General features: G+C 29.8%; 13 protein-coding genes. 5 read left to right on the top strand and 8 right to left on the bottom strand.

The window, feature by feature from the left end; translation table 11 throughout:
* Together U9O55_02505 and U9O55_02500 are read right to left on the bottom strand one after the other, a co-directional pair.
* A partial coding sequence (locus U9O55_02505) for a hypothetical protein (protein MEA2088685.1) occupies positions 1–679 on the bottom strand: 679 nt, incomplete at its 3' end.
* A gap of 63 nt (positions 680–742) precedes the next feature.
* Complete coding sequence (locus U9O55_02500) at positions 743–2029, bottom strand: radical SAM protein (protein ID MEA2088684.1); 1287 nt, start codon at positions 2027–2029, stop codon at positions 743–745.
* Between the two features lie 79 nt (positions 2030–2108).
* Between U9O55_02500 and U9O55_02495 the strand changes: the two genes are divergently transcribed.
* On the top strand, positions 2109–2360 hold the full coding sequence (locus tag U9O55_02495; GenBank protein MEA2088683.1) for a hypothetical protein: 252 nt from the start codon (positions 2109–2111) through the stop codon (positions 2358–2360).
* Positions 2361–2779: 419 nt separating this feature from the next.
* Here the strand turns inward: U9O55_02495 and U9O55_02490 are convergent, their stop codons facing one another.
* Together U9O55_02490 and U9O55_02485 are read right to left on the bottom strand one after the other, a co-directional pair.
* Positions 2780–3706 (bottom strand): hypothetical protein, encoded by a 927-nt coding sequence (locus U9O55_02490; GenBank protein MEA2088682.1) that lies wholly within the window; start codon positions 3704–3706, stop codon positions 2780–2782.
* A gap of 288 nt (positions 3707–3994) precedes the next feature.
* Positions 3995–4681 carry a hypothetical protein gene (locus U9O55_02485; GenBank protein ID MEA2088681.1) on the bottom strand — a complete coding sequence of 229 codons (687 nt, stop codon included), beginning with the start codon at positions 4679–4681 and terminating at the stop codon, positions 3995–3997.
* 453 nt (positions 4682–5134) lie between these two features.
* Here U9O55_02485 and U9O55_02480 point away from each other — a divergent pair, with 453 nt between their 5' ends.
* Positions 5135–5947 carry a tyrosine-type recombinase/integrase gene (locus tag U9O55_02480; GenBank protein MEA2088680.1) on the top strand — a complete coding sequence of 271 codons (813 nt, stop codon included), beginning with the start codon at positions 5135–5137 and terminating at the stop codon, positions 5945–5947.
* A 413-nt stretch (positions 5948–6360) separates the two neighbouring features.
* Positions 6361–7827: a CCA tRNA nucleotidyltransferase gene (locus U9O55_02475; protein ID MEA2088679.1), complete on the top strand. Its 1467-nt coding sequence runs from the start codon at positions 6361–6363 to the stop codon at positions 7825–7827.
* Positions 7828–8005: 178 nt separating this feature from the next.
* On the opposite strand, the gene U9O55_02470 is transcribed toward U9O55_02475, so the two are convergent.
* From U9O55_02470 to dnaA, 4 genes are all read right to left on the bottom strand, one after another.
* Complete coding sequence (locus tag U9O55_02470; protein ID MEA2088678.1) at positions 8006–8200, bottom strand: hypothetical protein; 195 nt, start codon at positions 8198–8200, stop codon at positions 8006–8008.
* Between the two features lie 160 nt (positions 8201–8360).
* On the bottom strand, positions 8361–8960 hold the full coding sequence (locus U9O55_02465) for an HAD-IA family hydrolase (protein ID MEA2088677.1): 600 nt from the start codon (positions 8958–8960) through the stop codon (positions 8361–8363).
* Between the two features lie 337 nt (positions 8961–9297).
* Positions 9298–10461: a DNA polymerase III subunit beta gene (gene dnaN, locus U9O55_02460; protein MEA2088676.1), complete on the bottom strand. Its 1164-nt coding sequence runs from the start codon at positions 10459–10461 to the stop codon at positions 9298–9300.
* A 281-nt stretch (positions 10462–10742) separates the two neighbouring features.
* A complete protein-coding gene (dnaA, locus tag U9O55_02455; protein ID MEA2088675.1) occupies positions 10743–12101 on the bottom strand; it encodes a chromosomal replication initiator protein DnaA in 1359 nt (452 codons plus the stop codon).
* A gap of 503 nt (positions 12102–12604) precedes the next feature.
* On the opposite strand from dnaA, the gene U9O55_02450 reads away from it, so the two are divergent.
* On the top strand, positions 12605–13576 hold the full coding sequence (locus tag U9O55_02450; protein ID MEA2088674.1) for a tRNA 4-thiouridine(8) synthase ThiI: 972 nt from the start codon (positions 12605–12607) through the stop codon (positions 13574–13576).
* Positions 13577–13641: 65 nt separating this feature from the next.
* The coding region (locus tag U9O55_02445) for an Asp-tRNA(Asn)/Glu-tRNA(Gln) amidotransferase subunit GatB (protein MEA2088673.1) at positions 13642–13801 on the top strand (160 nt) is incomplete at its 3' end.

Genomic DNA, 13801 nt, shown 5'->3' with positions numbered 1-13801 from the left:
TATTATAAAACTCAGTAAAATATTCCGGAGCTGTTTTATTGTTTATTTTTATTTTTTTATGTTCTTCATAAAAAACAGCTTTTAGCTTCAATATTTTTTTTATTCTTTGGTCGTTTAAAATAATCGGAGCAATCAGTTCACTTAAATGCCATTCTATATGAGGTGATTCAAATTTTTTATTGTTAACTTTTGGATATAATTTTTTCCATTTTTCAAAATACAAAAAATGACAGGATTCATGCATAATCACTTCCATGGCGTGAGACATTTTTTTGTAGTTATAAAAAATAGAAAAACTCCAATTATTTAAAAAACGAGGACAAATTGGATTAACAGAAATCATTGATTTAATTATTTTCCTATTTTTAGGCCAATCAATTTGCATAATTCTTGAAAGTAAAATGAAAAAATCTTTTTCAATTTTCTGCCATTCTCTTTGATATTTTATTTTATTTTTTTCTATTAGTTTTTGATTGTCTTTTTTAAATTGGATTGTATAATTTCTTAAAAACTTAATTTGTTCCGCCTCCGTCTTAAAAGAAAAAACTTTTTTAATTTTAGGATGTTTTCTGATTATATATTTACCCCAACCCCATTCATTTTGAAATAAAAAACCGTGTATCCAGTCAACTTCTTTGGATAATGAAATGTGGGTAAATTTTACTTTTGGCATATTCATAAATAAATTTTATCATTTTAAAACCAAAAAATAAAGCCCAATCAAGAATAATTGGGCTTAAATTTATCTCGCATTGTATAGTAAGCACATTGCGAGATCTGGTGAATTAACATCACCGGTAGCAAGATAAGCTCGACTTCTGCAACCTCCTTTGCAGAGTTCGCGAAAATGACATTGCTCCACTTCTCTGCACTGGAACCCCCTGATTTTTTTGAAAACCAGAGAATTTTCCCAGATGTCTTTCAAAGAAGAACGTGCTATGTTTCCGGCCAAGAATCCCGGATTTTCTCTCTGTGTCAAAGTCGGACAAAGCGATATGTTGCCGTATGCGTCAACGAACAACATTGACGAACCGATGCCACAGGCGGGGATTATCCAATCCGCTATTGAGTCATGGCTGTCAAGAAACTCAAAGGTATTACCGCTTTCTTGGAGTAGATCCGCAAATTCCTCCGCGGAAATGGTCATTTCAGCGTTGGCTCGGCCAATCGGTTCTACGGTAACCAGTCTGTGCAAAACACCGAATTCATTTTTTACAAATTCGATGAATTGGCGCATTTCCACGATATTGTGCCTCCCGATCGAAGTATTGATTCTAACGTCACAACCTATTTGCAACAGTCGTTTGATTGTCGCAACGGTCTTTTGGAACGCTCCACGATGTTTGCGAAAAGCATCGTGAGTTTCCTGATAACCGTCTAGGCTGATGTAAAAAATCAAACCATAATTATTTTCAGATATGTATCGGAAAATTTTTTCGGTCATCAAGGTTCCGTTGGTAAAAACCGAACAAGGAATCAATCTACTCTGCGCCTCCTTGATGATGTCAAGAATGCGGGGTAATATGAACGGTTCTCCTCCCGTGAGTTGGAGTTCCATCACACCCAATTCGTCGATTTGCGAAATTAAATCGCGGATATCATCAAAGGTCGTCGAGTTGGTATTCGCTTTTGCTTCAGAAACACTGCAATCTGGAACATAGCAGTGTTCGCACCGCAGATTGCATTTTTTAGTCAACTCAACGAAAACCACCCTAAGTGGCGGATTGGACGTTACTTTCTTAATCAATCCTTGCTTACTCAATCTCTCCTCAGCTAAAAGTCCAGATAACACCAAATTACGCAAAACCGATTCGCTTTGACGGATCAATCCTATCCTTTCTTTCCGTGGTATTTCTTCAGCAGGAAAGAAAGAATCAAGAGCACATCCATTGAGCAGATACTGAATAACTTCGATCGTGTCAGTATTAACATATGCTCTTTTGCCACTTTTCAGATCGTGAATGGTCCCTACTTGTCCATCGGATTCAATGTGAAAAACCACTTTTTCTGGAATAAATATCTGTTTCATCTCTTCGTTCTCCTTTCTGGAAAAATAGGCCCCAGAGCATTTGTGCTATGGGGCACTGTTGAGGTTCGCCTACTTGAAGATGTTGGCGATTTTCGGAACGGCTTTGCAATTGCCGCCGATGCACGAACCGCCACAACAAGGGCGTCCCATGTTGGCACGATTTTGCTTCTCTGACGAAGCAACAACCGCTTTTGTTTTGAACTTGCTCCAGTCGCGTTTCATGGCTTTTTCTCCTTTCTTGCCTATTATCTCTCAATTACTTTTTTGGCTGAAAATCCATCATGGATTCTCATTTAACTTTATTGACCAAAAGAGCAACATGAAGAAATAGGACTTGTGATTTGATGTTAAAGAACTGATGATATCTTATCATTACCCCCCCCCATTTTGTCAAGAGTAATTTTAATAAATTCGTTTTCTGAAGCGAAGCGGAAGAAAACACATTATTATCCCCCTCTTTTGTTTTAGAAAAAATCAAATTCCTGTCTGCCGACAGGCAGGTATTCCTCCTTTAAAAGCCTATCGTCATTATTCATATTAGAAGAATATTTTTTGAATTGCGTATAACGTTTCGGCATATCTGATGTTTGCCGTAGCGCCTGCCTGCCGGCAGGCAGGTAGCGGAGGCAAATATGGGTGGAGGCTTTTGTAAAAAGCCGTAACCAGATATGCTGTTACGATGTAATAAAAAGTTTTAATTTTGCGATAGCAAAATATTTGTGGCTATTTTTTAAATTTTTATCCTTATTTTTATAAAAGATCATTTACCTCATCAAGAATTGATGGTCTAGGAATGTCGTTCAGCGTTGGAATCGGTCTATTTTCAGCCTGTGCCTTTGCAACTTTTTTCTCCCACTTATGATTCCATAAATATAGTTCAGCCATAAACATTTGCTCTAAGTAAATGGAATAACTCCAAGCAAAAACGATGTAAATTATTGTTATCACCCAAACCCAGTCGGGGAAAGAGACTTCTAATTCGCCAGAAATATAAAACAAAATGGCAGGTGGCAAAGAGATAATAACAGAAGCCAAGCCAGTAAGAACAAAACCTGTTACGAATACAGATAAATTAGATTTGAAAACAGCAATACCTTTTTTTACAGATTTCCAGAAACTCAAATTTTCCCAAGCTATTGCAGGAAGAATTAGGAAAACAACCATGCGAACACCTTTTTCTAATGCTCTAAAAAAAGCTTTGGACAACGAAAACTTTTGATAGCCAGCCAATGTTTTTGCCGCATTTTCAGCGCTAAATGATTCTTTTTCTCTCTTTTTGCTTTTTGATAATAGTGCTTGAATCACTAATAGAATAAACCAAATAATTGTCCAAACGAAAACTACTGGCAATATTTTTATTGTGTTATGCGTAAGTGTATATCTGAATGCACTCGCAACACTCATTTTTTTTTCTGACTCAAGTTGTTGTATTAACTCCAGCAACATAGAGCAAGAAAATGAAAGCAAAAAGGCAAAAACAAAAATTATTCCAAATACAATTAGAAAAATCTGAGATCCAGTATATGCATCCCAATCGAACCAGTACTTCAAATACAAGATAATCGGCGCGTAAACCAGCCAGGTAATCAATAACGGAATGATAAATTTTGGATAACGACTAAATACTTTGACTGATTCTTTTATTAATTGCCACCCGTTTTTTACACCTTGAAACATAATTTTAGAATTAAAAATTTAAAAGATAGACCCAAATTAATTTCTGAAAGAAATTATAAAACTTTTCATTATTTTGTACAACATTTCAGTATATCTGATGTTTGCCAAAATTCCTTTAAAAATCAATTAGTTTTTGGTAAATATGGGTCGAGCGAGGGCACGAGCGAGCCAGATATACTGTGTTAGGCGATGGTTCTTTTTGGCTTCCTTATTATATTATTTTGTTGCCAAAGAGAAAGTGCAACGTCCCCGTAGCGTATTTTTTGAGAAATTACACATCTTAAACTTTTATTTCTTTTTGTATTTTCTAATAATTTCAGGCAATTTCATAATATTATCTTTATCAATAAGAGCAAAAACTTTTTTCTCCCCAAGGTTTTGAACCCTATAATCAATCAACATGTCACCAAAATAGTTCGCGCAAATTGAATCTACTAATCCCTCTTTCTCAACATGTGTTAATTCAAACTTTTTTACAATAGATTCTTCAATGCCAATATGTATGATTTCATGAACAATGGTGTGATATGGAACTCTGCCAAATTCTCCATTTTTCTTAGTTTTCATTATGATATTTCCATGATTGAAATCATATGAACCACCAGGACCATATAATGTTAATCTAACCTCATATTTAGGAAAAAGTTTGAATTTCCAATTCTTCCACTTTTCCATTTTTTTAACAGCCTTTTCAACCAACTCAATATTTTTGTTTACAGTCTTTATTCCATTTTCAAAAAAACTTGGATTATAAACCTCTTTTTTAAAAATGCCTCTTGCTTCCCCAGCATCTAAAGATTCTATCAAACCAAGATTATTGGAAATATTCAAAAAAAATGGATGATCTGGAATTGGGATTTTGTAACCATGTTGATTATAAAAGTCCATTTTGTTCAAGACTTTCATTAAGTATTCAAATTCTTCATCAGCCGTTTGTACACGAACTATAATTTTGTTTGTTGACTGATTATTCATATTCAGAAAAAAGAAATAAAAGTTTTTAAATTTATCGAGTAATTTCTCAAAAAGTATGTCGCCTAACTGGTTATTATGCAAACTAATTATCGTATAATATACAAAAATTTGCATATTATACGAATTATGATATAATGCTTTTAGCCAAAACAATCTATAAAATCTTATATTATTAGTTGTAAGATATACTAGCGTTGTTTACACTTTTTGAAAAATTCTTCTTGGTTGTCATTCCGAAAAGTATAATTTCTCGACGAGCTTGCGAGTCGTAAGAAATTAACTTATTCGGAATCTACGCTATATATAACCATAAATCAATTGCAGTTCTGGATTCCGGATAAATGATTTTCTAAAAGCTCGCAGACTCGCTTAGAAAATCTATTTTCTAGAATGACAAAAAATGTAAACAACGCTAGTATATCCTACATTTTAGTATAACAATTTTTTTTAAATATGCAAAATTTATTAAAAAAAACTAAAAACAGATTAAAATCAAAAAAATATAGTCCTGATACCATTAAAAGTTATTTGTATTGCATTGAAAAATATTTAGAATTTGCTAAAAATAATAAAAAGGATACAAATGAAAAAATAATAAAATCTTATTTAAAATCATTACAAAAAAGAAAACTGTCTTCACAAACAATTAATTTATCTATTAACGCGATTAAATTTTTTTACAAAGAAATTTTAAAAGAATCAGACAAAATTAAGGTTAAATACGCTAAAAAACAAAATAAACCGCCTGTTATTCTGTTGAAGAAAGAAATAGAAAAAATCATAAACAGCGCTAAAAACGCGCAACACAAGCTTATTTTGTCTTTGTCTTACAGTTCCGGTTTAAGCGTAAGTGAAATTGTTAATTTAAAATTAAAAAATATTGATTTCAATAAACTTTTTATTCATATTAAAAATCCAAACAACAAAAATAATAGATTTACTATTTTTTCAGAAAAATTAAAACAAAATCTGCAAAATTTAACAAAAAATAAGAAAAAAAATGATTTTCTATTTTTAAACAGAACAAACAAACAATTTTCTGCTCGTTCAGTGCAAAAAATTTTTGAAAATTCTTTAAAAAAGGCTAAAATTAGAAAAAAATCCAATTTTCATTCGCTTCGCCACAGTTTTGCCACACATTTATTGGAAAATGGAATAGATATATGTTATGTTCAAAAACTTTTGGGGCATAAAAATATAAGAACAACCCAGATTTATGCTAAAAATACTAAAATAAACTTGAAAAATATAAAAAGTCCGTTATAATAAATTTATAAATGTTTCATGTGAAACATTACCAAATATATTTTAATATTTTAATAAAAACGTTAAAGTGTTTATGTGATCAATGTTTCACGTGAAACATTATTCATTTGATTAGTATATTTAGTTGTAAGAATCAAGAGCCTTGTTTACACTTTTTGTCATTCCGGAAAATAGATTTCCTAAGCGAGTCTGCGAGCTTTTAGAAAATCATTTATCCAGAATCTATAACTTCAATTGATTTGTGGTTATATATAACGTAGATTCCGGATAAGTTAATTTCTTACGACTCGCAAGCTCGTCGAGAAATTATACTTTCCGGAATGACAACCAAAAAAAATTTTCAAAAAGCGTAAATAACGCTAGTATATCTTACAATTTAGTGTATAATATTAATTAAATTTAGTGTTTTTTTTATGAAAATACCAAAATATATCCAAAATACAGTAAAAAATATAGAAAAAGCTGGATTTGAGGCCTATATTGTTGGCGGATGCGTGCGAGATCTGTTAACGCAAAATCCACCAGTTGACGGACCAAAAGACTGGGATATAACAACAAACGCCAAACCAAAAGAAATCCTAAAAATATTTCCAGATAGCGTTTATGAAAACGATTTTGGCACAGTTGGTGTAAAAATCAAAGAAAAAAACAAAACTATTGATGTAATAGAAATTACAACCTATAGAATTGAGTCAAAATACAGTGATAAAAGGCGTCCTGATGAAGTAAAATTTACTAACAAAATTGAAAATGACCTTTCAAGGCGCGATTTTACAATAAATTCGTTAGCTTTGAGTCTTAAAAATTCAACAAAAAACAAAAAAGAAAGTATAATTGATCTTTTTGATGGAAAAAAAGACCTTAAAGACGGCGTAATCAGAGCAGTTGGCAATCCAAATGATAGATTTTCAGAAGACGCGCTAAGAATGATAAGAGCTGTTCGGTTTGCTGTTGCTTTAAATTTTAAAATAGAGCCAAAAACATTTAAAGCTATCCAAAAAAACGCTAATTTAATTAAAAAAGTCGCTAATGAACGGATAAAAGACGAACTTATTGGAATTTTAAAGTCAGATCACCCAGATTTAGGCATAACTTTATTAAAGGATTTAGGACTTTTACGCTATATCATTCCTGAATTAGAAATTGGAGTCGGTGTTAGCCAAAACAAACACCATATTTACACAATTTTTCAACATCTTATTTTATCGCTGAAACATTGTCCAAGTAAAGATTATCGCGTTAGATTAGCGTCTTTATTTCATGATATTGCCAAACCGCAAACAAAAAGAGGTTCTGGGGGAAATGCTACCTTTTATAATCACGACATAGTTGGAGCTAAAATTAGCGCGAAAATAATGAAAAGAATGGCATTTTCCAACGAAGATATTGAAAAGGTAAGTAATTTAGTTAAAAATCATATGTTTTACTATAATGTTGATGAAGTTTCAGAGGCAGGCGTAAGACGATTAGTTAAAAAAGTTGGAATAGAAAATATGAAAGATTTAATGGATTTGCGCATTGCAGACCGATTAGGATCAGGGGTTCCAAAGGCAAAACCGTATAAACTGCGTCATTTAGAGTATTTAATTGATAAAGTTAGTAAAGATCCTATTTCCGTAAAAATGATTAAAATAAACGGAAATGACTTAATAAAGGAGTTAAATATAGAGTCGGGACCAAAAATCGGGGCTATTTTAGACTGTTTATTAGCAGAAGTTATTGAAAATCCGCAGAATAATAAAAAAATTTATCTTAAAAAACAAGCAAAACAGCTTTATAAATTAGAATTAAAAAATTTGCGATTAAAGGCAAAACTGAAGATAGAAGAAAGGAAAGAAGAAGAAAACAAGGAGATTAAACAAAAACATTGGGTAAAATAGCCTCGCTTTAGCACATAAACACACTAACACTTTAGCAATATAACATTTTAACATATTAACAATCTAATATACAACATAAAAACAATGTTTCACGTGAAACATTGTTTTTATGTTGTATAAAAAAAGCGAATAAATTTAAAAAAATAAAATTATTCGCTTATAGTAACCATGTTGATTTTTATTTTATGCCCAACAAGTCTTTCCCTCTTGTGGTAAGAGACGCTAAAACATTTATTGTTTTAAATCTAAAACCAAATTTTATTATACCATTTATTGCGTAAGGTTTGAGAACTTTATATTCTTTTTCGCTGCTAACCTCCTTCTGTTCTTTAAAACGCATTAAAATATCACGTTCTTCTTCTTTTTTGTTCATAATATACAACCTCCTTTTTTATTTTTTTAACTTTTAAAAATTTAATATTTTATTTATTTTTCTGATAATATGTAAATTTTGCGTATTATAAAAACTTTTTAAACCTTAATTGTTTGATTACATAAAAAAATTAAATTTTAAATAACTTATTTTATATAAATTACTCTCGCGTATTTTCTATTATTTTTAACATTTCATCAAAATTTGAAACTATTTTGAACGGTTTTCCTTTTTTAAGCCTTTCCCTGTCATGAAATCCAAAATCTACCGCAATAGTCCTAATACCAAACTTATGTCCTTCAAGTATATCTCCTAAAGTGTCTGTGATAAAAACAGACCCGTCAACTTTTAAATTGTATTTTTTAAATAAATATTTAAATTTTTCAACCTTGGATTTATGTGTTTCAGCGCCTAATATTTCTTTAAAAATATGGACAAATTTGTTATTTTGAAAATAAGTGTTCAATGCTGACTCTTGATTAGATGAAATAATAAACAAAGTGTATTTTTTAGACAATTTTTTTAAAATCTTTTTTATATTTTTTTCAAGTTTTAAATATTTGAACGCTTTATTTTGCATTTTAAAAAATTTTTCAACATTTTTTTTATTCATTTCCTCTCTTTTAAAAATATTTCCATTAAAAAAATCCTTATATTCTTCTTTGGTTAAATTTTTGCCTAAAACTTTGACATTTATGTTATAAGCTAATTCAAATGTGTTGTGAATTACGCCGTCAAAATCAAAGATAATTGTCTTCATAACATATAAATTTAATCATTTTTTAAGCTTTCATGCGTGTTTTGTGATTTTAATTAAAAATTTCAAAATTGAATATAGCTGGTTTTTACGCGAATTATTTTCATATAATATACAAAATTCTGCATATTATACGAAACATAAAATATTTTATAAGCGGAAAATCATTTTTGATTTTCCGCTTATTACAACGCTTTTCAACTATTAGGCCACTTTTTGATTAAAATCAATCAAAAATAATGGTTTAAAAATTGAAAATTGAAAATTTTATAGATATCTTATTCTCTTTATTTCATTACTTAATTCATTAGATAGCACAAACAGTGTATCTAAAAAATATCTACAACCGTATCGGCATTATTATGTAAATATAGTCATCTTTGTCTATCGGCTTTAACGCGCAAGGAACATCTTTGTTAATAACCTCTAAAACAGCTATATCACCGCCAATATTTTGCAATCCATCTAATAAATATCGGTAATTAAGCGTTATATTGCTATCTTCGCCTTCTATTTTTGCCTGTAATTTTGACAAATTTTCCCCTGTTTGGGAATTGGCTGAAAAAATAGTCATTTCATTATTCTTGCTAAAAAATTCTAATTTTATACTGTTTACTCCGCTTTCAGTAAAAAGACTACTTGCTTTTACAACTTTTATTAAATCATTTTTTTCAACAATAATCTTCGTATTATGGCTCTTAGGGATGATTTCCTGATATTCTGGGTAATTCCCCTCAATAACCCTTGAAACAAGCTCTACGCTATCCTCAGTGCCTATATTAGGGTCAGGAAAAGAGAATAAGACTTGCCCATCTCCTGATAAATAGATATTTATTTCTTTTTGCTTTTTATCTTCCTGTTCAGAGTCTTTTATCAAGCCAACAATTCTTACGACTTCCTGCAATGTTCTAATAGGAATAATGATTTTTTCGTTTTTTCCGCTAATATCTTTTAATTTTACCTTTTTTTCAGCCAATCTATAGCTGTCAGTCGCCGCTAAAGTTAATTGTTTGTTATCACCGTTAAAATCAAAAAGTATTCCGCTTATTTCAGGCCTTGAACTTATCACTGTTGAAGCAAAAATAACATTAGAAATAGCTGATCTTATGTTTTCTAACTCAATACTATATTTGCTTTGCTTCTTAATTTTTGGAATTGCAGGGAAATCATCCGCTATATCTCCTTTGAATTTTGATTTGCAATTAATATTTGATATTTTTAATTTGTTATCTTTTAATTCAAGTGTAATTTGCTCTTTTCCCATTAAATTTACATAATCTGAAAAAGCCCTAGCTGGAATAGTAAATCTTCCATCTTTTTCAATTTTACCTCTAATCACACAATTTATCCCTATTTCTAAATTTGTCGCTGATAATGTAATTGTATTATCTTTAGCTTTAATTAATATATTATTTAAAATAGGAAGATTAGGATTTTTTCCTGTTATGTTGCTAATTATTGATAAACCTTTATTTAAATTTTCTTGGGTGCAAATTATTTTCATATATTTTTTATTTAAGTATATATTATTATATTTAATATATTATATATAAATTAATAGTAATAATAATAATGTTTATAACTTTTTAAAATAGCTATTTTTGTTTAATCTAAGCGATTTTTATTGTTGAAATCTGTGTATATAAGCGGGTGATAAGACTGTGGATAAAAAGTGGAAAAGTTTAATCAGATTTTTTAGCAAGCTTATAAACTGTTTTTACACAGGGTTATCCCAAAAAGAATAGTATTATATACACAAGTTATCAACAGGTTATCAACATGGACTTATATGGAGCTGTTATAAAGTTTTTCTGTGAGTATTTCTATGTCTTGTTTTAATGTTTCATCTGTTTTTAATTGTTTTTCTATTTTTTCACAACCATGAATTACTGTTGTATGATCGCGTCCGCCTATTTCGTTCCCAATTGACGGGTAAGAGCTTTTTATTTCCTCTCTCATTAAATACATTGTTATTTGACGCGGAACAACTAAATTTTTTTTTCTGCAGGCGCCTAATAAATCTTTATTTGAAATATTATAGAATTCGCTTACTAAATTTATTAAAGTTTTAATATTAACAGGGTTTTTTCTTGGTATTTTTGTAAGATTGCTTAAAATACGCTGAACACTTTCTGTTGTTGGCTTAATATTTTCTATTTGATGATAAGCAATAAGCTTATTAAGTGCTCCTTCTAGCTCTCTTACGTTATTTTTAATATTTTCAGCTAATAAGCCAATTGTTTCAGTATCCATTCTGAAGTTTTTTTCTTTTGCTTTATATTTTAATATCGCGCTGCGAGTTTCCAGGTCAGGCGCTGAAATATCAGCAATCATTCCCCATTCAAAACGCGAGATCATTCGGTCTTCTAACGTTGCAATCGCTTTTGGCGGGCGATCAGAGGTTAATACAATCTGCTTATTAGCATGATGCAGTTCATTAAAAGTGTGAAAAAATGCCTCTTGTGTTTGTTCTTTTCCGCTAAGAAACTGTATGTCGTCAATCAACAAAAGATCTATATTTCTAAATATATTTTTAAAATCATCAACATTATTTACTGAAAGAGCATTAATAAAATCATTAACAAATTTTTCGCAAGGTATATAAAGCGCTTTCTTTGACGAGTATTTTTTTGTAATTTCATTGCCAATCGCTTGCATTAAATGCGTTTTTCCAAGTCCGACCCCGCCGTAAATAAATAAGGGGTTGTAAGTTTCTCCTGGTTTTTTTACAATTGATTTTGAGGCGGCATGGGCAAGTTCATTGCCTTTTCCTATAATAAAATTACTAAAAGTATATTTAGAATTTAATCCATCCGTAGGTTTTGCTTCCGTATTAACTGAATATGTTTTATTTTTTTTGGTAAATTGATTTTCTTTTTTTACGCAGGATTGGTTTTTTGTAATTATTTTATATATTATTTTTATATTATGGTCGTCGGTAATATTCTCTATAGCCTTAGACATTTGCGCGTGGTATTTTCTTTCAAACCAATCTTGGCTAAAAGCGTTAGGAACAGCTATAGTTAATAAATTATTTTCAAAAGAATAAATATAGGTTTGTTTAAACCATGTAATAAAGTTTGGTTTACTTACTAAAAGTTCCATTTCGCCTAAAATTGCTTGCCAAAGTTGTTTGTTATCCATATATAATTTTGATATATAGAAAAATTTATCGCATTTTATAAATATGATATACCTTATTTTATTTCAACGCAAGTCTTTAAAAAAGAGTGTTGATAACTTGTGGATAAAAAGTGGAAAAAATAGGATAAGTTATAAAAAACAAAAAAAGCATTTTTAAGTTTTAGTATTTTATAAGTAAAATACCCTGCGGTTTTTGTCGCAGGGTATTTACAAAATAAAATTATATTAATTGTTGTAAAATATATGCGACCGCGCGTTTTTTACAACAGTTAAAAATATATAAATAATAATACAGAAATACAAAAAATAAAAAAGTTGACAAAAATGTGCGACCGCATAAGTTTGTCAACTCTTAAATTTACGAAAACCAAATTTAAGATTGTTGTAAAATATATGCGACCGCGCTTTTTTTACAACAATTGATATTTTAAAAATAAAAAATAAGCAGTATTGAATATATAAAATTTTATTGCAATGAAAATATAATCTGATAATATTAGAATATGGCAAAACAAAAACAATTAAAAACAATTCTTCTTTTTTCAGGCGGACTGGATTCAATGCTTGCTTTAAAAATTTTAGAACAGCAAAAAATCAAAGCAAAACTTTTAACTTTCACGAGTTTTTTCTTTAACGCAAAACAAGCAAAAAAATCAGCTAAAATTTTAAATAAAAAAATTAAGATTATTGACATCTCGCGCGAGCATTTGCGAATTGTTAGAAATCCAAAATTCGGATATGGCAAAACAATTAATCCCTGTCTTGATTGCCATCTCTTGATGCTGAAACAGGCAAAAAAAATTTTACTAAAAGAAAAATTTGATTTTATATCAACAGGCGAAATAGTTGGTCAAAGAATGATGAGTCAAAGAATGGACTGTTTTAAATTGATGGATAAAAAAACAGGATTGCGAAACAAAATTTTCAGACCATTGTCAGCGCGAATATTAGAAAAAACTATTTTTGAAAAAGAAAGTTTAATTGATAGAGAAAAATCGTTGAATATTTCTGGAAAATCAAGAAAACAGCAAATATTTTTGGCAAAAAAGTTCAACATTAAAAAATATCCTTCGCCAGCAGGCGGATGTATTTTAACTGATCTGAATTTTAGCAAACGATTAAAAAAACTATTTAGCTTTAAAAAAAATATTAGCAAAAACGATATTGAGCTTTTAAAAATTGGCAGACATTTTTATAAAGATGGCTTTACTATTATAATAGGAAGGAATTATCAAGAAAATTTAAAATTAAAACATTTAGCACTAAAAAGTAATATCTTAATTGAATTGGATAAAATCTTAGGTCCAACAGCGTTGATTAAAATAAAAAAATGTTCTGAAGTTGAAAAAAAAGAAATTTTATTTAAAACCGCCAAGTTAATTAAAAAATATTCAAGAGAAGCTAAGAAATTAAATAAAGTAAAAATAAAATATTGGAATAAAAGCAAAAATAATAAAAAATTTATAGAAGTTTAATTTTTGCAAAGATTGTTGCCAATGTTTTTTTAATATGATAATCTCAAAATATAAATTTTAACTTTATGAAATACGATATTATTATTGGAATGGAAATCCACGCGCAGTTGAAAACAAAGTCTAAAATGTTTTGCGCTTGTTCAAATGACGGTGAAAACCAGCCGCCTAATTCTACTATTTGCGAAATTTGCACTGGCCAGCCCGGAACTTTACCTGTGGCAAACA

This window comes from Patescibacteria group bacterium (assembly GCA_034660655.1).
Taxonomy (GTDB): domain Bacteria; phylum Patescibacteriota; class Patescibacteriia; order JAACEG01; family JAACEG01; genus JAACEG01.
Note: the sequence above shows the minus strand (reverse complement) of the source record. Positions and strands in the feature narration are given on the sequence as shown.